Consider the following 21835-nt stretch of genomic DNA (forward strand, 5'->3'; position numbering starts at 1 on the left):
CGGTCGATCAGGCCGTCCGAGCGCATGTGCATGACCCCGACGAAATAGCCCGTGGTCCGATCGCCCTCGGTCACCGCGCCGTGTACGAATTGCAGGTCGTGGTCGACGGACGATCGGAGAACTCGGTGCTTTCGGTCGACGGGAGGCCGACCCGCCAGGTATTCGAGCATGGCGGCCCGTCCGGTCTTTCGATTGGCCCCGCCCGGCAGGATCATCGAGAAGGCGACGTCCTCGGCGAGCATCGCAACCGCCTCGTCCAGGTGCCCGGCGTCCAGGGTGGCGTAATACTCCACAATCTCCAATGGCATGAATTGAACTTAGTTCAGGCAAACCCTGTTTGTCGAGCGTTTCACCCGTTAGAGTTCGTACAAGAATTGAATTCAACTCGAGTGGAGCGACATGACCTCATCTCACCGCGACGCACAAGTCCCCTGGCCTCGTTCGGAGCCGCCGGCGCTGACGCCCGGCAGCGAGCAGGCCGAGATACGCGAGACCATCCGTGGCGTGCTCGCCAAGTACTCGACGATCGAGCAGGTGCGCGCCGCTGCGGACTCTGCCCCTGGCTACTCGGTCGAACTGTGGAAACGCCTGGTCGACGACATGTCCGTAACCGCCATGGCTGTTCCGGAGGAGTCGGGTGGACTCGGCTACGGCATGGTCGAGCTCGGCATCGTTCTGGAGGAATGTGGTCGCGCTCTGGTTGTCGAACCCGTCTATCAGCATGCGGCCGTCGGCGTTCGCGCCATGATGGAGGCGGGTAACTCAAACCTGCTCGAGGGAGTTCTCGGCGGCACCACGGTTGCCGCAGTGAGCGCACTGACCGCCGAGTCCGACGACGTCGATGCCGACCGGACCGACGACGGGTGGGTCCTGAGCGGACAGGTGCGGTTCGTCGTCGGAGGTGGAGCAGCCGATCTCGTGGTCGTCAGTGCCCGATGCCCGGACGGCGTCGCACTCTTCGGCGTGTCTGCGAAAAGCTTTTCCGCGCTGCATGATCGACGCGTCGTCGACTCCACAAGGCGACAAGCGGACGTTTCGTTCGACCGCGCCCCGGCGACGCTTCTGGTGCCGGCCGAGAAGGCCGGCGACGCAATCGCGCGGATACAGGACGTGGCGACTCTGGCGCTCGCGTGCGAGAACACCGGTATCGCCGACGCCCTACTGCAGATGACTCTCGATCACGTCGAGACGCGTCATCAGTTCGGCCGTCCCATCGGTTCGTTCCAGGCGATCAAACACCGGTTGGCAGACATGTTGATCGAACTCGAGCGGGCCAGATCGGCCGCCCGGTATGCCGCTGCGGTGCACGACGAGGATCCCGACGAGGCCCGTCTGGCGATTGCCGTCGCGGGTGCTGTGTGTGGCGACGCCGCGGTGCACGTGGCCTACGAGGCTGTGCAACTGCACGGGGGAGTGGGGTTCACGTGGGAGCACGCTGCACACAGTTACTTCCGCCGAGTTCTGGGAAACGAAGCGCTGCAGGGGGATTCGCGGGCACATCGGGCGCGGATCGCCGATTTTCTTGCCGTGTAGACCGATTGCTGGGGTCGCCGGGGATCGGCTATTGACGCCATCGCCTCGATGATCAATACTGAAGTGAATCCAGTTCAAATTGCACACTCTCGAAAGGCTGTCACATGATCGACACCGACCACATTCTGTTGGAGAAGGACGGCGACGTCGCTCGCGTCTGGCTCAACCGCCCGCACAAGAAGAACGCTGTCACAGTAGAGCTGCTGCATCGTCTGGACGAGATCATCGTCGAGGTGGACAACGATCCGAACCTCAAGGTTCTCGTGCTCCGCGGAGTCAACAACACCTTCTGCTCGGGCTTCGACCTCGACGAATTGCTGTCGGACTTCATCGGCACTACTACCGCAATGGACGTCGCCGTCCTGTCGGCGAAGGTGTGCGATCGTCTGTACTCCATGAACACTCCCTCCGTTGCGGTGCTCGAGGGTTACGTCACCGCCGGTGGATTCGAACTGATGATCTCGTGCGACTTCGCTATCGCGGCGGACGACGCAAGAATCGGCGACTTCCACATCCGCCGTGCATTGTTCGGTGGTGCCGGCCCGATCTACCGCCTGCCCCGCATGATCGGCATCCGGAAGACCAAGGAACTCATGCTGACCGGCAAGCTGCTCTCGGGCACCGAGGCCGTCGACTTCGACCTGATCAATGCGTCCGCGCCGGCCGAAGACCTCGACAAGACCGTCGACGAGTTCATCGGGAACCTCACTGACAAGAGCCCGTTCATGATGAAGCTGACCAAGATGTGCATCGACCGCGGTCTGGATGCAGACATCCAGTCGCTCATGGTCATGGAGCATCTCGCAGTCGGCAATGCTCTGCAGTCCGAGGACGGCAAGGAGGGCGTCACCGCATTCCTCGAGAAGCGTGAGCCCAAGTGGGTCGGGCGCTGATCCGCACCACGTCCGCGTTCTGACCGAACAGCCCGAAAGGCAGCATCAATGGAGCAGGCAACGGCCGTCGCACTCGAGGGCAGCAGGTGCACTGTGTGCTGTACCGTGGCTTTCCCCGCGAGTGCGATGTGCAGCAGGTGCGCCACACCCACTGCGGAGAACATCACGTTGAGTACGCGAGGCAAACTGTGGGCCTACACGATTCAGCGTTTCGCGCCCAAGTCTCCTCCCTACGTGCCACCGGTCGGAGGGTTCGTGCCCTTCGCAGTCGGCTACGTGGAACTGCCCGAGGGCATCAAGATCGAAGCGATCATCGACTGCGAGAGCTTCGACGAACTGGATGGGGCACCGGTGCGTCTGACGTCCACCGTGCCGGTGCCCCGATTCGCGGTCGACACACTCGGTCCGCGACCGGAATCGACAGGAATGACGCAGTGACACAGAATGTCTCGATCATCGGTGCCGGTCTGTCCAAATTCGGACGCCAGCCAGGAGTGTCCGGTCGTCAGATGGCCGTCACCGCGATCGGCAGCGCGTTGCGCGATGCCGGTCTGGCCTGGCCGGATGTGCAGGTCGCGTTCGGTGGTAGCGACGGCTCGGGTCTCGCCGATACTCTCGTCGCCGAACTCGGGTTCACCGGTATCCCGTTCACCAACGTCAAGAACGGTTGCGCAACAGGCGGAAGCGCGTTGTTCTCGGCCGTCAACGCGGTGCGTTCGGGCTCCGCGGACGTCGCCTTGGCGGTGGGTTTCGACAAACATCCGCGCGGCGCTTTCGATCCACGACCGGCCGAATGGGGACTACCCGACGGCTACGGCGAGGCCGGCTTGATGGTGACCACTCAGTTCTTCGGTGCCAAGATCTCCAGGTACATGCGGCGACACGACATCTCGAGTCGGACGCTGGCCCTGGTCGCCGAAAAGGCCTACCGCAACGGAGTTCTGAACCCCAATGCCTGGCGTCGGGAAGCAATGGATGCCACGACCATCGCCGAAGCCGACATGGTCAACGATCCGCTCACCCGTTACATGTTCTGCTCGCCGGGTGAGGGGGCAGCAGCGATCGTCGTTGCCAGCGAGGAATACGTCGAGCGTGCGGGTGGTCGTCCGATCAAGCTCGCCGCCATCACCCACCGGACCCGCCGGTTCGGATCCTTCGAGGTGTTCAGTCCGTCCATCCAAGGTGAGGGCGAGCCGACGAGTGTGAGCGCCGACGCTGCACGCGCAGCCTTCGAGCAGGCCGGTATCACCCCGCAGGACGTAGACGTCGCGCAGCTTCAGGACACCGAGAGCGGTGCCGAAATCATGCACATGGCCGAATGTGGGTTCTGTGAGCCCGGCGAGCAGGAAGCCCTGATCGCGGCGGGGGAAACCGACATCGGTGGGCGACTGCCGATCAACACCGACGGTGGATGCATCGCGAACGGAGAACCCATCGGGGCCTCCGGTCTCCGCCAGGTGCACGAGATCGTCACTCAGTTACGTGGCGAGGCCGGCGAACGCCAGGTGCCCGGCAATCCGCGAGTGGGCTTCACCCACGTGTACGGCGCACCGGGCATCAGCGCCTGCACCGTGCTGACAGTCTGACACGACACGAACCCGAGGCAATACAGTGACACAAGGAACGATTTCGGACATCGGTGAATTCACCGACCAGGCAACGGAGTGGTTGAAAACCGTTGCAGCACCGCGAACAGACTCCATCTGGGGCGTCGGTCCCGACACGGTAGCCGTGTTCGAGAACTGGACCGCGGAGGAAGAGCAGGCGCACACCGACGAAATCGCTGCGTACGAGCAGTCGAAGTTCGATGCCGGGTGGGGCGCGTTGAACTCACCGATCGAGTACGGCGGTCGCGATCTGCCACTGTCGTACGTACTGGCATTCAAACGCGTCGAGGACATGTTCGACGTGCCGAAGAGGACCGAGATGTTCTCTGTCACTCAGCAGTTGGTGGCACCCACCATCGCGCAGTGGGGCACCGAACCGCAGCGGACGAGGTTCGTCCGCGCGATGCTTCGTGCCGACGTCATTGCATGTCAGTTGTTCTCCGAAACCGAGGCCGGTTCCGACCTCGCGGCGGTACGGACACGAGCGGCGCAGGCCGACGACGGCTCATGGACGATCGACGGGCACAAGGTGTGGACGTCGGGGGCGCGGGTCGCGGACTACGGAGTCGCTCTGTGCCGCAGCGACTCCACCGTCGCCAAGCACGCCGGTCTGACCATGTTCCTGATCCCGATGGACGCGCCGGGGGTGGACGTACGCCCCATTCGTCAGATGACAGGGGGAAGCTCGTTCAACGAGGTGTATCTCGACGGCGTGCACCTGAGCGACGACTACCGGCTGGGTCCGGTCGGCAAGGGCTGGCAGGTCGCACTGACAGTGCTCGCGGCCGAACGTCTCGACGGCGGAAACCTCGGCCTGGCGAACGCGGATCGCGCTGTGGCCCTTGCCCAGAACCTCGGCCGCGAGCTGACCGAGATCGAGCGCGACGCCGTGGCCGATCTGGTGACACGTAGTTTCGTGCAGCGAATCGGCAACATGAGAGTGGCCGGTGCCGTCATCGCCGGCAACGATCCAGGTCCGGAAGCATCGTTGGGAAAGCTGCTGGCCACCGACACGATGGCCAGGACCTCCGAAGTCGCGCGCTTGCTGCTCGGGCGTGAACTGACGTCCGACTCGGGAGGGTGGGGCACGTTCGCGTGGTCCGAGCACCTACTCGGGGCCCCGGGATATCGAATTGCCGGCGGTACCGACGAGATTCAGCACAACATCATCGCCGAGCGTGTGCTCGGTCTGCCGAGAGAGCCACGACCGTGACCGAATCCTCACTGCGCACTCGTGTGACCGCCGCGCTGCATGCCGAATTGGGCGTCACCGTCAGTACATTCGAACCGCTCCTCGGCGGCCATTCCGGATTGACGTATCGAGTGGGAACGTCCGACGGCGACTTCGTCGTCAAGGCCGTCCCGGAGGGTCAGCGTTCGGTCGGGCGGCACGACATGCTCCGGCAGGCATCCATTCTGCGTGCGCTCGCCGACACAGACGTGCCGGTACCGGCAATCGTGGCGGTCGACGAGCAGGAGCCGGCGTGGTTCGCGATGGAACTCGTCGTCGGTGAATCACTCGAACCGGTCCTGGACGACCCCGAGGTGGAATCGAGCATCGCTGCCGCTCGCATGCGGCGAGCCGCAGAGGTGCTGCCGGCATTGCATGCCGTGCCGCTCGAGCGCATTCCCGATACGGGCGACACTCTCTCGCCGGCAGACGAATTGGACCGATGGTCCAAAACGCTCGCTGCGGTTCCGGTGGAACTCGTCGAGGGTGCCGACGAGCTGGTTCGACTGCTCCGCCGAGACATTCCGACCGCGATCACACCCACACTCGTCCACGGGGACTATCGGTTGGGAAACATCATTTCCGACGGTCTCGAGCCGGCGGCTCTGATCGACTGGGAGATCTGGAGCGCAGGTGATCCACGCGTCGAATTGGGATGGTTTCTCGTCTTCGCCGACGGCACCAATTTTCCCGGTGTCGGCCGCGACGTGCCCGGTCTGCCCAGTACCGACGAACTGATCGCCTGCTATACCGGAAGCGGTCCGGCGCTGCCGGACATGACCTGGTTCGACGCCCTGGGACGGCTGAAGATGGCGGCGATCATGGGCCACAACCTGCGTCGGCACCGCGAGGGGCGGCACATCGACCCGGATCAGGAAAAGCTGCCCGCGACCATCCGCAGGTTGATCGACACCGGCACCGCATTGCTCGCGCGCTGACGCACCATCACTCGACAGGAGCACACGGAAGTGGACTTTTCCTACTCACAGCGGACGGCCGAATTGTCGGCCACGCTCGAGACATTCATGAACGATCACGTCTACCCGGCCGAGAGTGTCTACGACGCTCAGATCGCCGCGAACGACAATCCGCACGAGCAACCGCAGATCATGCGGGATCTGCAGGCACGCGCTCGCGATCTGGGGCTGTGGAACCTGTTCATGACCCACGACGACCTCGGTGCCGGGCTGACCAATCTCGAATATGCGCCGCTCGCCGAGATCGTGGGCCGTTCCATCATCGGGAACGAGGCGATCAACTGCTCCGCACCCGATACCGGCAACATGGAAATTCTGGCCATGTACGGCACGGAGGCGCAGAAGGAGCAGTGGCTGAAGCCGCTGTTGGACTGCTCCATTCGCTCTGCGTTCGCCATGACCGAACCCGATGTCGCCAGCTCGGACGCCACCAACATCACCTCGACCATCACTCGCGACGGGGACGAGTACGTCGTCAACGGCCGAAAGTGGTACACCTCCGGCGTTCTCGATCCCGACTGCAAGCTCATGATCTTCATGGGGAAGTCGGATCCGGACAGTTCCACCTACCGCCGGCAGAGCATGATTCTGGTTCCGGCCGACGCCCCCGGCGTAGAGGTAGTGCGCGACCTACCCATGTTCGGGTTCCAGGATCGTCTTGGGCACGGCGAAGTTCAGTTCACCGACGTGCGCGTGCCCGCTGCCAACATGCTGGGCGAGGAGGGTGACGGATTCGCCATCGCACAGGGGCGACTCGGCCCCGGCCGCATGCACTACGCCATGCGGGCGATCGGCATGGCCGAGCGCGCTCTGGAGATGATGTGTCGGCGCTCGCTCGTTCGGCAGGCATTCGGCGGACCGTTGTCCGATCAAGGTGTGGTGCGTGAGTGGATTGCCCGCAGCCGCATGGAGATCGACCAGATCCGGTTGTTGGTGTTGAAGTCGGCCTGGTTGATGGATACCGCCGGAAATGCCTCGGCCCGTTCGGAAGTGGCTGCCATCAAAGTGGCAGCGATGGAGGTGGCCCACAAGGTCGTCGACCGAGCGGTGCAGACCTACGGCGCGGCCGGAGTCAGCAACGACACCATTCTCGCTCGGCTGTATGCCATCACCCGAGCTCTGCAGATTGCCGACGGCCCCAACGAAGTCCATTTGCGGACCATCGCCCGACTCGAGGTGAAGAGGTACTCATGAGCACACCGAAATTGAGCGGCAAGGTCGCCTTGGTGACAGGAGCGAGCCGTGGCCTCGGTCTGGCGATCGCGCGCGGACTGAAGGACGCAGGCGCGACGGTCATCGTGTCGAGCCGCAAGCTAGACGCCTGCGAGAGTGCAGTCGCGAGCCTGAGCGACTCGGGCCCGGGCAGCGCACATCCGTACGCGCTGCACGTGGGGCACTGGGACAGCATCGAACCGGCCGTCGACGACATCATCACGCGATTCGGTGGCCTGGACATCGTCGTCAACAACGCCGGGATCGCGCCGCTGGCCGAGAACCTCGTGTCGGTTACCGAAGGACTGTGGGACAAGACGATCGAGGTCAATCTCAAGGGTCCGTTCCGGTTGATGGCCGTGGCCGGGAACCGGATGGCGGCTGCGGGAGGTGGATCCATCATCAATATTTCGAGCATCGGTGCCGAGCGACCAAGCCCACCCGAGGCGATGTATGCAGCAGCCAAGAACGGGCTCAATGCGCTGACCCGCGCGTTCGCCCAGGAATACGCGCCCACCGTGCGCGTCAACTGTGTGATGCCCGGCGGTTTCGCCACCGACATGTCGGAGAACTGGGACGAGGAGTTCATCGGCAAGATTGTCGATCGGCTCCCGGCCGGGCGGCTGGGGCGGCCCGACGAGCTCGCCGGATTGATCACCCATCTCGCCTCGGACGACGCCGGGTACACGACGGGCGCGATCATCCCGGTCGACGGCGGCCGAACCTCCGTCTACTGACCGATCACTCGTATTGTCCGACAATCAGTTTGGAAGTGGACACATGACCCAGGACATGTTCTCGCTGACCGGTCGCGTCGCTGTGGTCACCGGTGCCTCGTCGGGGCTCGGCCTCGGTTTCGCCCGGGCTCTAGCCGCGGCAGGAGCCACGGTGTACGCCGCCGCGCGACGGCTCGACCGCCTCGAAGCGTTGTCGGCCGAGATCCCGGCCATCGTGCCCGTTCGGTGCGACGTCACCGACGACGGAGACCGAAAGGCTCTCGTCGACCGTTGCTTCGAAGAATCCGGCCGGCTCGATGTCTTGATCAACAATGCCGGAAAGCCCGGCCCTCCCAACGCCGAGGACGAGACATTGGACGGTTTCCAGTCCATCCTCGACGTCAACCTCGTCGCCGGTTTCCATCTGGCCACGTACGCGGTGAGCAAGATTCCGAGCGGTACCGCGACCTCGATCATCAACATCTCCTCGGTGATCGGCCTGGTGTCGACGGCTCCCATCGGGGGTGCAAGTTATGCGGCGTCGAAAGCCGGCACGCTCGGCCTCACCCGTGAACTCGCCGGTCAGTGGGGTCGTCGAGGCGTTCGCGTCAACGCCGTGGTGCCGGGGTGGTTCGATACCGAGATGACCGATGGCCTGTTCACCAACGACAAGTCCGCAGGGTGGGTGCGGCGAAACACCATGCTCGGACGCGGCGGCGTCGACGGCGAGATCGACGGTGCCGTGCTGTTTCTGGCCTCGGACGCCAGCTCCTACATGACCGGTCAGACCTTGGTGGTCGACGGCGGATGGACTGCTCGCTGATGTTGGCCGTGCAGGTCCGCGAGTGGGGGAGCGCACCGGAGTTCCGGGAGGTGCCGAACCCGGTGCCGACCGGCCACGAACTTCTGCTTCGGGTGGATGCCGCCGGATTGTGCGGATCCGATCTGCACGTGATGAGCTCGAGCGCAGAGACTTTCGACTACGACCTGCCGCTGACTCTGGGGCACGAAGTGGCCGGAACGGTCGTCTCGGCGGGACCGTCGGCAGACCCTTCGTGGATCGGTCGCGCCGTTGTCGTACACGGAATCTGGAGCTGCGGAACGTGCCCGAACTGCCTGCGGGGCAGAGAGAACTACTGTCGCAGCCTCGCTCGGCGTCCCGACGGTCGGCTGGCCCCCATCGGAAACGGTCTGGGGTACCCGGGCGGCATCGCGGAGCTGATGCTGGTGCCGTCCGAGCGCGTACTGGTTCCGATCGGTGATCTCGATCCTCTCGGTGCCGCGCCTTTGGCGGACGCGGCACTGACCGCGTATCACGCCATTCGCACCAACTCCGCCGTGATCGACGACCGAAGCAACGTGGTCGTGATCGGAGTCGGCGGTCTCGGCCACCTTGCCCTGCAGATCCTGCGCACCATGCGCGTGCCGCACATCATCGCGATCGATTCCAAGGCCGAGGCCGGTGCCCTGGCCGAGTCCTCAGGAGCGCACAAGTTCTACGATTCCGTTTCCGCTGCGGCGCAACGGGTCGAATCACTGAACGGTGCGGATCTCGTCCTCGACTTCGTCGGCGCGCCGACCACGACCGCGCCTGCGGCCGACTTGCTTCGTTCAGGTGGGTCACTCGTGGTGGTAGGAAGTGCCGGCGGTCGACTGACAGCCGGGAAGGACGTCGGTCTGGCCGCGGGATGGACAGTGGATGCGCCGTTCTGGGGTACGCGTGCCGATTTGGAAGCCGTTGTTGCACTTGCGCAGGACGGCCTGCTGCGCGCTGAAATCACCACCTTCCCCTTCACCGATGCGATCTCGGCATACGACCGGTTGCGGGATGGATCCGTCACCGGCCGTGCAGTTCTCGACATGAGCGCATCACGTACCAGGAAAGAGTCACACCAGTGAAACGGCTTGCTCGCGAGATGGTCATCCGCGCCGAACAGACCCCCGATGCCGTCGCAGTCGTCGACGAGGACGGCAGTCACACGATCCGGACCGTGGTCGAGGCGGCGACATCCCTCGCCGACGTGTTCGGCGGTATCGACCCCAGCCCGCCGACCGTGGTGATTCAGGCGGACAACACCTGGGGCACCGTCGCGGCTGCGCTCGCAGTCGGTCTCGCCGGCGGTGTGGTTGCGGTGGTCAGCCCGCATGCAACGGAGTCGGAGTTCGCGCTGGCACTCGAGGACATTCGACCGGACGTCGTCGTGGGAACGTCCGAGACCCTGCGTCGTTGGGGTGTGCCCGACGACCGATTTCCCGTGGAGAAGCCCGTCTTCGGCCCTTATCGCGTGCGGGCATCGAATGCACCGTTCGCCTCCGTCGCCCGATGGAACGGAGGTGATGCGATCGCGATGACTTCGGGTTCGACCGGCCGGCCGAAGTGCGTGGTGCAATCCGAGGACGCCATCAGGTATGCGGCTCGATCCACAATCGATGCCGTCGGCCTCCGCCCGGGTGAGGCGATCGGTGCCTTCGTTCCGCTGTCGTCGGTTGCCGCATTCTGCTTCGGAATGTATCTGCCTGCGCTACTGGGAGGTCCGATGGTCGCCATCGGGAAGTGGTCCCCGGAGGCGGCTCTGCGGGCAGCGAAGGAACACCGGATTGCCTGGACGATGCTGGTACCGACCATGGCGCTGCAGCTCTCGGTCGCACCGAACTCCGAAGGCGCGCTGGACACGATGCGCGCCATGACGGTCGGCGGCGGACCGATGAACGAGCGCGCGCTCGCCAAGGCCGAACAGTGGCTGCAGACCACGTTCCTACGGGTGTTCGGAATGTCCGAGTGCCTGGGGCACACCACACCTGCTCTCGACGACCCGACGTCGATCCGCCTCGGACGCGACGGTCGGCCGTTTCCCGGTACCACCGTGCGGGCCGTCGGCTCGGACAGCCGTCCGCTCCCCGCGGACGATATCGGTGCCGCCCAGGTCAAGGGCCCGTCGCTGTTCGTCGGGTACGCCCGAGCCGGGACTCCGGTCCCGCCCGAGTTGACGCCCGACGGATTCCTTCCGACCGGTGATCTCGTGGAGGTCGCGTCGGACGGTTCGATTCGTGTGATGGGTCGGCAGAAGCAGATCATCATCCGCGGCGGACGCAACATCGACATCAACGAGGTCGAGTCGGCCATCGCATCGCTGCAGTCCGTGGTGCAGGTGTGTGTCGTTCCGGTGCCCGACGATCTGCTGGGGGAGCGCGCAGCAGCTCTCGTGGTCACCGGTGGTGAGGACCTCGGACTCGACGACGTCACGGCGCAGCTGGCACACGACGACTTCCCCAAGTCGAAGTGGCCGGAGTACGTCTTCACCGTCGCCGACTTACCGCAGAATCGTGTCGGCAAGCTGTCCCGGCCCGATGCGACGGCGCTGGCTCGACAGCTTGCGGCCGCAACTGACTCGAATTCACATCGAAAAATGTAAACTCCCACCGGAGGGTTGTACGTTCTATCAGTAGGGGCAGTCATGACCGTAGGAACCGATGTTCGGCGCGAGAGCCCGCGGTCCAAGCGAACGCGCATTCTGACGGCGGCAATAGACCACTTCGGCAAAGTGGGATACGAGCACACCAAGTGGGCGTCCATCGCCGACGAGGTCGGTATCGGTCAGACCGCGCTCTATCACTACTTCGAATCCAAAGCGCACTGCTTGCTGACGATCATGCGCATCGAACTCGCCGACTCCGCCGCCCGTTTCGTGGCGGCCACCGACGGCGTGACGCATGCCGAGGATGCACTGCGCGCGGCGATTGCCGCGTCGTTGGCGGCATCTCCTCAGGACGCATTGGCCCGTCGCATTCTGCACAACCACATGGACCTCTTGGCGACCGAACGCCAGTCCGCGAAGGAAGAGGCCGAACGGGTCGAGTGCCGTGAACTCGTGCAACGGATCGAAAAGAACTGGACCGCATTGATCGTGCGGGGGATCGAGGCGGGCCAGTTCGCGGAGTCGAATCCGACGATGTCTGCGCGTTTGGTGCTCGCTCTGGTGGTCAGCGTATGGCGGTGGTACCGGCCCGACGGCCGACTGACCATCGACGACATCACTGCACTGGTGACGGACGCCGCCATCCGAGTGGTCCGCAAGTAACAGCGCGAGCTGTATCTGCAGCGGACCTTGACCCTCTTTAAAACTGAACAGAATTCACTTAGGAGAGAAATGTACAATTTGGTACTCGTAGCCGCCCGTCCGGAAGAGTGGACGCACGAGCAGTTCATCACGTGGTGGCGCGGGGAGCACGCCGATGTCACGTACCCCCTGCCCGGCTTGCTCCGTTGGCAGCACACCGAACTACTCGAAGCATTCGGGAGCAAGTCCCAAGGGTGGGACGGGCTGTCGGTGCTCAGCTTCGAGTCGCGCGACGCGCTCGAGGCCGCCTTGGCCAGTGACGAGTGGAAAGCCGCTGTCGACCACGTCGGGACCATGGGTGGTCGACGGATGATGTGGTATGGCGACGAGAAGACGATGGTGCCTCTCGCGAGCGACGCGGGATGACCTCGTCGTGGGCCGATCCAGGCTGTTTTGCAGTGGCAGACGGCGTCCATCGCGTTCCTCTGCAGATGCCTCAGGACGGTCTGCGCGCGATCAATGTCTACGTGCTGGAGACTCATACGGGGCTGGTCCTGATCGACGGCGGTTGGCACCGAGCCTCCACCCACGACGAGCTCGTCGACGCCTTGCGTCGCATCGGACGTCGGCCGTCCGAAATTCACGACGTGTACGTCACCCACGTGCATCGTGATCACTACACGTTCGCCGTCGAGCTGCGTCGTCGATACGGAACCCGGGTGCATCTCGGTGCCGCAGAGGCACCGGGCATCGAAGCGATCGGTCGGTTGCGCAGCAACGTGCCGGTCAGCTCGATCCGGGAACTCGAGCGAGCGGGCGCGTTCGAGATCGCTCGCACCGCCTCCGAGAGCGGGAAGGCCGAACCCTTCGACGCCTCGGACTGGGAGCTACCGGACGCGTGGTTGCAACCCGGTCCCGTCGACATTCCCGGCCATGCGGTTGTCGCTGTACACACCCCCGGGCACACCAAGGGCCACATGGTTTTTCACGACACCGACCGGAACGTGTGCTACACGGGAGACCACGTTCTGCCCACGATCACGCCGTCGATCGGGTTCGAGCTCGGTGAGTGGGACCTTCCATTGGGCAAGTACCTGACGTCGCTGACCGCGATGCTCGACGAACCGGACCGGGCGATGTTGCCGTCGCACGGCCATCCGGGTGCCGGCGTGCACGAGCGCTGCCGGCAGTTGCTCGAACACCACGATCGCCGTCTCGCCGCTACCGAGAGCGTCGTCGAATCTGCTGCTCGGGCAACCGGGTTGGACGTGGCGTCCGGCCTGACGTGGACTCGGCACGATCGCTCGTTCGCCAGCCTGGACAGCTTCAACCAGATGGTGGCGACCTGCGAGACGCTGGCGCACCTGGACGTTCTGGTCCAGCGCGGCAGACTGTCGGCGCGGACCTCCAACGGGGTGGACTTCTTCACCACCTGCTGAAGCATCCTCCGAGAGCCCTACCCGAGCGGTCAGTCGCAGGTCCAACCGCCGTCGACGTACAGCTCGGTCCCGGTGACGAACGTCGAGTCGTCCCCGGCCAGAAAGGCGACGGCGGCAGCCACTTCGGCCCCGGTCCCCAGTCGACCCATCGGAGTGTGCGCAATCATGGCGCTGTGACGTTCGGAGCCCTCGTAGCGTTCGAGCAACTGCGTTGTGCCGATGAAGCCAGGGTGGATGGAGTTGACTCGAACACCCTTGGTGGCCCAGTGCAGGGCTGCATTCTTGGTCATCGTGCGCACAGCGCCTTTGGCCGCGGCGTAGGCGAAGCTGTTGCCGAGGCCGCCGACGCTGCCGAGGATGGAACAGATGTTGACGATGGATCCTCCGCCGGAGCGCTCGACATACGCGCCGGCATGCTTCATTCCGAGCCACGTCCCGGTCTGACTGACTTCGACAACTCGGTTGTAGCGGTCGAGATCCTCGTCGACGACGGTTCCGAGGCTACCGATGGCACCGTTGTTGACCACGGCGTCGAGCCGACCGTACTGCGCGGCCACTGCCTCGACAGCGCTGTGCCACTGATCTTCCCGGGTGATGTCGAGTGCGATCGGGAGATGGCGTTCACTGTCGGCCTGGTCCGCCACGAGGGCTGCGCACGCGTTACCGTCGACGTCGGTTACCACGATCACGGCCCCTTCCGAGGCCAGACGCTCGACGATCGCGGTGCCGATTCCTCCGGTTGCCCCGGTGACCAGAACGACCTTGTCCTGGAGGCGGGACTGCGCGCCCATCACAGCTTGCTCAGTACGTTGCGCCCACCGACGAGCATCGCCGCGGCGACACCGATCGTGGTCACAGCAGTCATCAGTAGTGCCATTGCAGCCACGAGTGGGTAGGAGCCGTTCTGCCACATGTCGAACAGCAGCGTGCCCATCACCTGAGTGGTGGACGCTCGCACGAGAAGTGACGCGGCGAATTCATGGGTCAGCAGAATGAACATGAGCGCGACGGCACTGAGGATCGTCGGACGCATCAGCGGCAACATGATTCGTAGATTCGTCACGAAAGGCGACGCGCCACTGGTGGCCGACGCCTCGGTGTACGTGTTGCCGAGCGAGAGCATGGCCGTCATCTGCATCCTCGTCGAGAACGGCAGCATCAGCACGATGTACACGAGGATGATCACCGTTCTGGTTCCGTAGAGGATCAGCGGCGGTTCGGTGTACGTGAGCAGGAATCCGACGCCGAAGATCACGGCCGGGATGCCCAGTGGCAGTGCGGTCATGAGGTCTGCGATCAGCGCGAGAATTCTGAACCGACGACCGCGGACGAGAAGGTTTGCCATCAGGTATCCGAGCGGAATGCAGATCGCGACCGCGCCCAGTGAGGTCAGCACACTGGTCAGGACCGACTCCACCACCGCCGTCGTATCCATCAGTGCCCGAAAGTTGTCCAGCGTCAACAGACTCAGCGACAACGATCCCGACCAGTACGGCGTCAACGAGACGATGATCAGACCGACCAGCGGGATGACCAGGGCGAAGAGTGCGAACACCACGATGGTGACCGTCGCCCACGTGGCTTTACCGGTGGACGGCGCGAATGCCTTGCCGCCGTGCGTGACGAAACGAGTCTGGTTGCCCAGCAACGCCTTCTGCGCCAGCACGAGTACCAGTCCGAAGATCACCAGCGGAGACCCGGCGGCCGCTGCCGCGGCGAAGTCCGACGGGGACTCCGACACCCGGCGGTACATCTCGGTGGTCAGCACTTTGACTCCGGTGTTCGCACCCAGTAGCAGGGGGCCGGTGAACTGGCCGAGTCCGAGGAGCAGCGCGATACCGCCGCCGTAGATGAGGGACGGTCGAAGCAGCGGGAGGACGATCTTGAAAAAGATTCCGACCGTGGACGATCCGCTGACCTGAGCTGCTTCGAGGTGCTCGGAGCTGATGTTCTGCATGCCGGAACTGACGAACAGATAGACGAACGACGTCAGACCGAAGCCGGTGAGAACGATGATCCACGGGACGGTGTACACGTCGATCGGCCCACTGTCCGATCCGCTCCACCACGGCAGCAGGCGCAACACCACATTGAGGTAACCGGGCCCGGGGGAGAGCAGGAATGCCCACCCCACCACGCTTGCCACCGCCGGCATCACGATCGGCAGGATGGGAATGACACGCAGCCAACCGAGCTTGGCGGGAAGCCTGCTCGCGGCGAAGGCGAGCAGCGTTCCCAGCACCATCGCGATGACCAACGAACCCAGCGCCAACGCCACCGTGGTTCGAAGGGTGACGCCGATGTCGAAGCGGCCGTACTGACTTCGGTATCCGGCAGCTCCGTCCTCGAACGCGAGCATCTGCAGACGCACCATGGGGAGTACCACCAGGTAGGCCAACACGGCGAGGACGGCGGCGTACCCGATTCGCGCGCGCCAATTCGGCGAGATCGCCAGTGAGCGCTTACCGGTCGTCTCGGTGGACTCGGGACGTTCGACGTCGACGAGCGTGGCCATCACGAGGTCTTTCCTGCGGAACCGACGAGCTCGGAGCTCGCGGCCGACGACGCGTCGGGCAGCGCGTACACCCGCAGACACGACGGCGCGAAGCTGACGAGTACCGGCTGTCCGGGCCTGCTACGCCGCAGCGCCGCACTGTGTTCGGTAGCCGTGGCTCGCAGCGTCAACTGCTCGTCGCCGGTCTTGACTGCCACGTCGAAGTACCGACCGCCGTATTCGTACGTCACGAGTTCTGCGTGCAGGGCAATGTTTCCGGGCGGCACCTGGTCGGCAGTGTCGTGCAACAGCACGTCGTCCGGTCGGAACCGCGCTACGGCACGAGTGCCCTCGTCGGCACGCTCACGAACGGTGGCCGTCTGAAGGTCGATGACGTCCGAGCCGCTCGTGACCCATCCGTCGTGGCCGCGCATCAGTTCGAGCCGATTACCCATCCCGATGAACGCGGCGACGTATTCCGACGCCGGATTCTCGAAGACGTGCTCGGGCTCGTCGTACTGCTCGATCTTTCCGGCCTTCATGATCGCGAGACGGTCGCCGAGAGCGAACGCCTCGGACTGGTCGTGAGTGACGAACACGGCGGTGAAACCGAGCTGTTGGTGCAACTGGTGAATCTGCGATCGAACCTGATCTCGCAGGCGCGCATCGAGATTGCTCAGAGGCTCGTCGAACAACACCAGATCCGGTTGCGCCACGAGCCCGCGAGCGACCGCGACACGTTGCTGCTGGCCGCCGCTGAGCTGCGAGGGGTACCGGTCGAGCAACGCACCGCAATCGACCATGTTCGCGGCCGTCTCGACCGCGCCGTCGGCAATCGCCTTCTTCAGCTTGCGCACCGTCAACGGGTACCGAATGTTCTCTGCGACCGTCATGTGGGGCCACAGCGCATACGACTGGAACACCATGCCGATGTTCCGCTTGTGCGCAGGCACATGGAGTTTCGACGACGCATCGAACACTGTCCGGCCCGCGAAAGATATGGAGCCGCCCTGGGGTGTCTCCAGTCCGGCGAGGCACCGCAACGTCGTGGTCTTGCCGCAACCACTCGGCCCGAGCAGGACCAGAAATTCGCCCTGCTCGATCTCGAGGTCGAGGCTGTCTACGACGACGTTCGTACCGTACTTCTTCGTCAGTCCGGAGACCGCGAATCGAGAGGTCATTGCGTACTCACTTTCGGAGTATCGGTGTGCGTGGCTGTCACAGTGCATGTCGTGGGTCGAGCGCCCAGGCGAACTCGGTAACAGTGGAGGGTCAGCCTTGGAACAGGGTCTGCCATTCCTGTGAGTATTGCTCGACCTTTTCCGGCGTCAGTTCGGCGAGGTCGGGCGATGCGATGTCCTGGGCTCGCGCGACTGCACCCTCGATATCCGGCAGAACGGCCGCGTAGCCGCCGTTCAGTGCTTGCTGTCCTCCGGCTGTCACCATGAAGTTCGCGAGCACCTGCGCTGCGTTGGGATGCTGGGAAGCACCGAGAACCTCTGAGTACCAAGGTGTTCCCCACGGACTGTCCGGCAATGCCCAGTCGACCGGCGCGCCTGCGGCAACCTCGGTGACGAGAGGCTGAACCATGGGACTGACAGTCACTTCACCCGAGGTCAGAGCTTGCGCTACTGCGAGTGCGCTGGGGTACACCCGGGGCGCGAGTTCGGCGATCTGGTTCCAGTAGTCCTCTCCGAAGGTCTTGGAGTAGTACTTGTACAGATCGACGTACGACGCGAACCCGGTGGGGTTGACGATGCCGATCTTGCCCTGGAACTTCGGATCGATCAGGTCCTCGGGAGCGTCGACGCCGTCCGGCACCGCTGCGGTATTCCACCCGAGTCCGAACACCGCTGCGCTGGAGAGGAAGAACCGATCGTTGATGACGCTGTCCGCAGGATCGAAAGCGGGCGCATCCAGGTCGGGGCCGATGAGGTCGGTGGAGAATCGGCCGGATTCGGCGGCATTCTCGATCCAGGAGGCGTCGGTGGTCATGTGGACGTCAGCGATCCCTGCCCCCGTTCGGTTCTCGGTTTCTACCCTGGGATTGATCTCGGAGTCGGTTCCGCGCACGTACTCCATGTCGATCTCCGGGTACTGCGCCTCGAAAGCCGCTGTCAGCGCATCGAGGTTGGCCGGCTTCTGGCTGGAGTAGAGCATCACACTGCCCTCCTCCTTCGCGGCAGCGATCACGGCATCCCAGTCGCCCTCCACCGGAGCGGACGCGGTGGAAGACGAGCCTCCGCATGCGGTGAGGCCTACCATCGTGGCCGTTGCAATCACGGCAACGAGCGTCGTCCTGAACTTGTTCATGCCTGCGTTCCTTTCGGGCACGTCGATGACTTCCCAAGAACTCGGCGAGCCATCGTTTGACGTGGAGTCGGGCGACATCGATCGCAGACTTCACGTACGCGCTCGAACCAGCCGCAACGTTCGTCAAACTGAACTGATGTCAGTTTGAAAGATAGCGGCCGGTCCCTGTGATGTCAATCACCAGGTCGGGGTGGTGGGGGAGTGGGTGCACGGACGCTCCGAATTCGGCCGGCGGTCACTCGGTGAGTCGCTGTTCTTGACAGGACGGTTATCGATTGCAGACAAATTGTGTCCGTATAGCCTGTGTGCATGTCCATCAATGCGGAACGAGTCCCGGTCATCGTGGGTGTGGGTGACCTGAAGTTCACAGGCGACGGCACTGCGCAGAGCGCCATCGAGCCGCTCGATCTCGTTCTGCGCGCTGTGAATGCGGCGATCGAGGACACAGGAGCACCGGGTCTGAGCGCGCAGCTCGATGCGATACATGCAGTTCGCACCACGAGCTGGAACTACGCCGATCTTCCGGCTCTGGTCGCCGAGAGGTTGGGCGTCACCCTCACATCCAGCTCCTCGAGCACGATCGGTGGGCATCACCCCGCGCGCCTACTCGACCAGGTCGGTCGAGATATCGCCGAAGGACGCACTACTGCAGCACTGGTGGTGGGCGGCGAGGCGCAGGCCTCCGTCCGTGCCATGACGAAAGCGGGTGTGGACCCCGGTGAATCGGGTTGGACGACCGTACCGGGAGGCCCTCCGTCGTTCTCGCCCGAGGACCTCGGCAGCGCCGAAATGCAGCGAGCAGGAATCCTGGCACCGGTACAGATCTACCCGCTCTTCGAGAACGCGCGTGCCCACAGCCGTGGCCTGAACCCAGACCAGGGGATGCGCGAATCGGCCGACATGTACTCCCGCTTCTCGGCAATTGCGGCCGAACATCCCGTTGCATGGAGCCCTGTTGCACGCACGCCGGAAGACATCGGCACCGTCAGTTCATCGAATCGGTCTGTGTCCGATTGCTATCCGCTATCGATGAACGCCATGCCGTTCGTCGATCAAGCAGCTGCGGCCATGGTCTGTTCCTTGGCGACCGCCCGTGAGGCCGGTGTGGCGGAGGATCGAATCGTGTACCTGTGGGGTGGTGCGGGTGCAGTCGACAATCCGGATGTGTTGGCGCGCCCGGTGTTCGACGACGCACCAGCTCTTCGCGCGGCCGTGCGGCGGGCACTGTCGAGGGCCGAGGTGGCCAGCGAGGACCTGGCATTCGTCGATGCATACAGCTGCTTTCCGATCGTGCCGAACCTGTTGGCCGACGAGCTCGGCCTGGCCGAGGGGGCGACTCCCACTGTCCTGGGAGGACATTCGTTCTTCGGTGGGCCGTTGAGCAGCTACTCGCTCCATGCCATTGCGGAATCGACGCGACTGCTGCGCAAGAATTCCGGAGTCGCATTGGTTCATGCAAACGGCGGTTATCTGACGTACCAGCACGTGGTGCTGCTGTCCACGAGAGCTCATCGCGACGGATACATCGGCGACCCGGAGCAGGTGACTGTGTCGGGTACGCCGGCACGCGTCGTGCACGGCTACTCGGGAACGGCGACCATCGAGACGGCTACGGTCACGTACGACCGTAGCGGCCTGCCGGAGCAAGCGTTTGTCGTGGCTGCCACCGACGATGGGGCGCGGGTAGCGGGCCGAGCTGGACATGAATTCGCAACGACGCTTCACGACCTCGTGTCCGTGCAGAACGAGTCGGCCGTCGGACGCCGAATAGACCTGGTGGACAGCGAAGGGAACCTTGCCGTCGATTTCTGCATGTGATCGTCGCGTTCGGCCGGCAGACCGGTGAGAGGATGCAGTCATGTCTGAAGATTCTCCCCGAGGACCGGGCAGGCCCCGTGACGCGGACATGGAGGACCGCGTGTACACCGCCGTGCTCGAGGTGTACTGGGAAACCAGTTGGCGCGGATTCACATTCGACGCAGTCGCGCGGCGGGCCAAGGTCGGCCGGGCAGCGCTCTACCGCCGCTGGGCCGACAAGGAAGAACTTCTGGTCCAGGCGCTCGAAGCTCGGTCGCCGCTGTCGACGCCGATCGACACCGGATCGGTCCGTGGGGACCTCGTCGAACTCGCGGAACAATTGGCCGTCGGCTACGGGGAGCTCTCCGGCTTGGTCTCGCTACGGGTGACTCTCGACGCGAGGGTGAATCCGGACCTGTTGTCCCATCTCACCGACACTCTCAACCAGAGCCGCCTCGTCACTGCTCGACGCATCGTCCGCCGGGCTGTCGCGCGTGGAGAGCTGCCCGAGGGCACGTCGACGACGTTACTGCTCGAACTCGTGACGGGAGCGGTGTTGGCGCGTGCGCTCTTCTCGCAGGCGCACTCAGGATCGAGAACCACTGCTGCCGTTGACCACTCGACAGTGGTCGTCGACACCGTTCTGCGAGCGTTGAGTTAGCCGTTGAACGACCGGGCTACAGGCCGAACCATTGCAGACAGTGACTGTCTGAATTAGTGTTGTGGGGTCTCACGGCCCGAAGGAATGAGGATCGACGTGTCCGAAGTGGTACTCACCGAAGTGCGGGGACACACCCTCGTCGTCACCATCGACCGGCCGGAGGCAGCCAACAGCATCAACGCCGATGTGCACCGCGGTTTGGGCGCTGCATGGGAGCTTGCGCAGGAGACAGACGACATTCGAGTTGTGGTGTTGACGGGCGCAGGCAACAAAATCTTCTGCGCCGGAGCAGATTTGAAAGCTCTCGGCACATCCGGGCCCGCGGGAGTGACTCCACCCGAGACCGCGCACTGGGGTTTCGCCGGAATCGTCAAACACCACATTGCGAAACCGGTGATTTCCGCAGTGAACGGCAGCGCCCTGGGCGGTGGCACGGAACTCGCATTGACCGGTGATCTTGTTGTAGCCGCGGAGAATTCGACCTTCGGACTTCCCGAAGTGAAGCGCGGTCTCATCGCCGGAGCGGGAGGGGTCTTCAGATTGACCACAGCCCTGCCGCGTGCTGTCGCGCTGGAGCTACTGCTGACCGGGAACGCCATGAGCGCCCAGGACGCGCTCCGGTGGGGATTGGTCAACCGCGTCGTTCCTCAGGCCGAAGTGATGAGCACTGCTCTTGCCCTCGCAGACGTCATCTCCGCGAACGCACCTCTCGCTGTTCAGGCGAGCAAGCGCGTCGCTCGCGGGATCGATGACGGCGAGATCGAGACGGAAGCCCGCAGCTGGGAACTCAGCGAACAGGCCCTGGAGTCACTGAGCCGATCGGCGGACACTGTCGAGGGAATCATGGCCTTCATGCAGAAACGGGACCCGATATGGACCGGAAAGTGAATCCGATCGTGAATGC

21 protein-coding genes and 1 pseudogene are annotated in these 21835 nt (G+C 64.0%); 17 read left to right on the top strand and 5 right to left on the bottom strand.

Annotated features, from left to right (window positions below):
- Window positions 1–11: 11 nt before the first annotated feature.
- Window positions 12–308 (bottom strand): annotated as a pseudogene (locus tag CH283_RS26145) (nuclear transport factor 2 family protein); the annotation flags it as partial.
- A 91-nt stretch (window positions 309–399) separates the two neighbouring features.
- Here CH283_RS26145 and CH283_RS26150 point away from each other — a divergent pair.
- From CH283_RS26150 to CH283_RS26215, 14 genes are all read left to right on the top strand, one after another.
- Entirely contained in the window at window positions 400–1533 is a 1134-nt protein-coding gene (locus tag CH283_RS26150; protein WP_068046675.1) for an acyl-CoA dehydrogenase family protein, read from the top strand.
- Window positions 1534–1637: 104 nt separating this feature from the next.
- On the top strand, window positions 1638–2426 hold the full coding sequence (locus CH283_RS26155; protein ID WP_032366859.1) for an enoyl-CoA hydratase/isomerase family protein: 789 nt from the start codon (window positions 1638–1640) through the stop codon (window positions 2424–2426).
- 48 nt (window positions 2427–2474) lie between these two features.
- The gene (locus CH283_RS26160) at window positions 2475–2864 is read left to right on the top strand and encodes a Zn-ribbon domain-containing OB-fold protein (protein ID WP_094639729.1); all 390 of its coding nucleotides are present in this window, start codon (window positions 2475–2477) and stop codon (window positions 2862–2864) included.
- A complete protein-coding gene (locus tag CH283_RS26165; RefSeq protein ID WP_094639730.1) occupies window positions 2861–4012 on the top strand; it encodes a thiolase family protein in 1152 nt (383 codons plus the stop codon). The genes CH283_RS26160 and CH283_RS26165 overlap by 4 nt, the downstream gene beginning before the upstream one ends.
- 25 nt (window positions 4013–4037) lie before the next feature.
- Window positions 4038–5246 (top strand): acyl-CoA dehydrogenase family protein, encoded by a 1209-nt coding sequence (locus CH283_RS26170; protein ID WP_255183350.1) that lies wholly within the window; start codon window positions 4038–4040, stop codon window positions 5244–5246.
- Window positions 5243–6202 carry a phosphotransferase family protein gene (locus tag CH283_RS26175; RefSeq protein ID WP_068046686.1) on the top strand — a complete coding sequence of 320 codons (960 nt, stop codon included), beginning with the start codon at window positions 5243–5245 and terminating at the stop codon, window positions 6200–6202. The genes CH283_RS26170 and CH283_RS26175 overlap by 4 nt, the downstream gene beginning before the upstream one ends.
- A gap of 30 nt (window positions 6203–6232) precedes the next feature.
- Window positions 6233–7435: an acyl-CoA dehydrogenase family protein gene (locus tag CH283_RS26180; RefSeq protein WP_068046689.1), complete on the top strand. Its 1203-nt coding sequence runs from the start codon at window positions 6233–6235 to the stop codon at window positions 7433–7435.
- Window positions 7432–8190 (top strand): SDR family NAD(P)-dependent oxidoreductase, encoded by a 759-nt coding sequence (locus tag CH283_RS26185; RefSeq protein WP_094639731.1) that lies wholly within the window; start codon window positions 7432–7434, stop codon window positions 8188–8190. The genes CH283_RS26180 and CH283_RS26185 overlap by 4 nt, the downstream gene beginning before the upstream one ends.
- Before the next feature lie 43 nt (window positions 8191–8233).
- Window positions 8234–8992 carry an SDR family NAD(P)-dependent oxidoreductase gene (locus CH283_RS26190; RefSeq protein ID WP_068046695.1) on the top strand — a complete coding sequence of 253 codons (759 nt, stop codon included), beginning with the start codon at window positions 8234–8236 and terminating at the stop codon, window positions 8990–8992.
- Window positions 8992–10068 carry an NAD(P)-dependent alcohol dehydrogenase gene (locus CH283_RS26195; protein WP_094639831.1) on the top strand — a complete coding sequence of 359 codons (1077 nt, stop codon included), beginning with the start codon at window positions 8992–8994 and terminating at the stop codon, window positions 10066–10068. The genes CH283_RS26190 and CH283_RS26195 overlap by 1 nt, the downstream gene beginning before the upstream one ends.
- Window positions 10065–11582 carry a class I adenylate-forming enzyme family protein gene (locus CH283_RS26200; RefSeq protein ID WP_094639732.1) on the top strand — a complete coding sequence of 506 codons (1518 nt, stop codon included), beginning with the start codon at window positions 10065–10067 and terminating at the stop codon, window positions 11580–11582. Before CH283_RS26195 ends, CH283_RS26200 begins: the two co-directional genes overlap by 4 nt.
- A 42-nt stretch (window positions 11583–11624) precedes the next feature.
- Window positions 11625–12248 carry a TetR/AcrR family transcriptional regulator gene (locus tag CH283_RS26205; protein ID WP_068046703.1) on the top strand — a complete coding sequence of 208 codons (624 nt, stop codon included), beginning with the start codon at window positions 11625–11627 and terminating at the stop codon, window positions 12246–12248.
- A 69-nt stretch (window positions 12249–12317) separates the two neighbouring features.
- Window positions 12318–12653 (top strand): EthD family reductase, encoded by a 336-nt coding sequence (locus CH283_RS26210; RefSeq protein WP_032386456.1) that lies wholly within the window; start codon window positions 12318–12320, stop codon window positions 12651–12653.
- A complete protein-coding gene (locus CH283_RS26215; RefSeq protein ID WP_094639733.1) occupies window positions 12650–13666 on the top strand; it encodes an MBL fold metallo-hydrolase in 1017 nt (338 codons plus the stop codon). The genes CH283_RS26210 and CH283_RS26215 overlap by 4 nt, the downstream gene beginning before the upstream one ends.
- Window positions 13667–13695: 29 nt before the next feature.
- Here CH283_RS26215 and CH283_RS26220 read toward each other — a convergent pair whose 3' ends face one another.
- The 4 genes from CH283_RS26220 to CH283_RS26235 all read right to left on the bottom strand — a co-directional run bounded on the left by CH283_RS26220 (window position 13696) and on the right by CH283_RS26235 (window position 18473).
- On the bottom strand, window positions 13696–14457 hold the full coding sequence (locus CH283_RS26220) for an SDR family NAD(P)-dependent oxidoreductase (RefSeq protein ID WP_068046713.1): 762 nt from the start codon (window positions 14455–14457) through the stop codon (window positions 13696–13698).
- Complete coding sequence (locus CH283_RS26225; RefSeq protein ID WP_082898894.1) at window positions 14457–16181, bottom strand: ABC transporter permease; 1725 nt, start codon at window positions 16179–16181, stop codon at window positions 14457–14459. Before CH283_RS26225 ends, CH283_RS26220 begins: the two co-directional genes overlap by 1 nt.
- Complete coding sequence (locus CH283_RS26230; protein ID WP_068046715.1) at window positions 16181–17341, bottom strand: ABC transporter ATP-binding protein; 1161 nt, start codon at window positions 17339–17341, stop codon at window positions 16181–16183. The genes CH283_RS26225 and CH283_RS26230 overlap by 1 nt, the downstream gene beginning before the upstream one ends.
- Before the next feature lie 91 nt (window positions 17342–17432).
- On the bottom strand, window positions 17433–18473 hold the full coding sequence (locus CH283_RS26235; protein WP_094639734.1) for an ABC transporter substrate-binding protein: 1041 nt from the start codon (window positions 18471–18473) through the stop codon (window positions 17433–17435).
- Window positions 18474–18782: 309 nt separating this feature from the next.
- Between CH283_RS26235 and CH283_RS26240 the strand changes: the two genes are divergently transcribed.
- From CH283_RS26240 to CH283_RS26250, 3 genes are all read left to right on the top strand, one after another.
- Entirely contained in the window at window positions 18783–20291 is a 1509-nt protein-coding gene (locus CH283_RS26240) for an acetyl-CoA acetyltransferase (protein ID WP_255183351.1), read from the top strand.
- 40 nt (window positions 20292–20331) lie between these two features.
- Window positions 20332–20931: a TetR/AcrR family transcriptional regulator gene (locus tag CH283_RS26245; RefSeq protein ID WP_094639735.1), complete on the top strand. Its 600-nt coding sequence runs from the start codon at window positions 20332–20334 to the stop codon at window positions 20929–20931.
- Between the two features lie 96 nt (window positions 20932–21027).
- Window positions 21028–21819 (top strand): enoyl-CoA hydratase-related protein, encoded by a 792-nt coding sequence (locus CH283_RS26250; protein ID WP_094639833.1) that lies wholly within the window; start codon window positions 21028–21030, stop codon window positions 21817–21819.
- Window positions 21820–21835: the final 16 nt, after the last annotated feature.

This window comes from Rhodococcus sp. 05-2254-2 (assembly GCF_002259095.1).
In the GTDB taxonomy this organism is placed as follows: Bacteria; Actinomycetota; Actinomycetes; order Mycobacteriales; family Mycobacteriaceae; genus Rhodococcoides.

What these genes read in the sequence shown, in the direction of transcription:
- CH283_RS26245 (WP_094639735.1), top strand. Translation starts at nt 20,332, where the DNA reads ATGTCTGAAGATTCTCCCCGAGGACCGGGCAGGCCCCGTGACGCGGAC.
- CH283_RS26240 (WP_255183351.1), top strand. Translation starts at nt 18,783, where the DNA reads ATGTCCATCAATGCGGAACGAGTCCCGGTCATCGTGGGTGTGGGTGAC.
- CH283_RS26150 (WP_068046675.1), top strand. Translation starts at nt 400, where the DNA reads ATGACCTCATCTCACCGCGACGCACAAGTCCCCTGGCCTCGTTCGGAG.
- CH283_RS26205 (WP_068046703.1), top strand. Translation starts at nt 11,625, where the DNA reads ATGACCGTAGGAACCGATGTTCGGCGCGAGAGCCCGCGGTCCAAGCGA.
- CH283_RS26155 (WP_032366859.1), top strand. Translation starts at nt 1,638, where the DNA reads ATGATCGACACCGACCACATTCTGTTGGAGAAGGACGGCGACGTCGCT.
- CH283_RS26230 (WP_068046715.1), bottom strand. Translation starts at nt 17,341, where the DNA reads ATGACCTCTCGATTCGCGGTCTCCGGACTGACGAAGAAGTACGGTACG.
- CH283_RS26160 (WP_094639729.1), top strand. Translation starts at nt 2,475, where the DNA reads ATGGAGCAGGCAACGGCCGTCGCACTCGAGGGCAGCAGGTGCACTGTG.
- CH283_RS26225 (WP_082898894.1), bottom strand. Translation starts at nt 16,181, where the DNA reads ATGGCCACGCTCGTCGACGTCGAACGTCCCGAGTCCACCGAGACGACC.
- CH283_RS26215 (WP_094639733.1), top strand. Translation starts at nt 12,650, where the DNA reads ATGACCTCGTCGTGGGCCGATCCAGGCTGTTTTGCAGTGGCAGACGGC.
- CH283_RS26190 (WP_068046695.1), top strand. Translation starts at nt 8,234, where the DNA reads ATGACCCAGGACATGTTCTCGCTGACCGGTCGCGTCGCTGTGGTCACC.
- CH283_RS26210 (WP_032386456.1), top strand. Translation starts at nt 12,318, where the DNA reads ATGTACAATTTGGTACTCGTAGCCGCCCGTCCGGAAGAGTGGACGCAC.
- CH283_RS26195 (WP_094639831.1), top strand. Translation starts at nt 8,992, where the DNA reads ATGTTGGCCGTGCAGGTCCGCGAGTGGGGGAGCGCACCGGAGTTCCGG.
- CH283_RS26235 (WP_094639734.1), bottom strand. Translation starts at nt 18,473, where the DNA reads ATGAACAAGTTCAGGACGACGCTCGTTGCCGTGATTGCAACGGCCACG.
- CH283_RS26185 (WP_094639731.1), top strand. Translation starts at nt 7,432, where the DNA reads ATGAGCACACCGAAATTGAGCGGCAAGGTCGCCTTGGTGACAGGAGCG.
- CH283_RS26220 (WP_068046713.1), bottom strand. Translation starts at nt 14,457, where the DNA reads ATGGGCGCGCAGTCCCGCCTCCAGGACAAGGTCGTTCTGGTCACCGGG.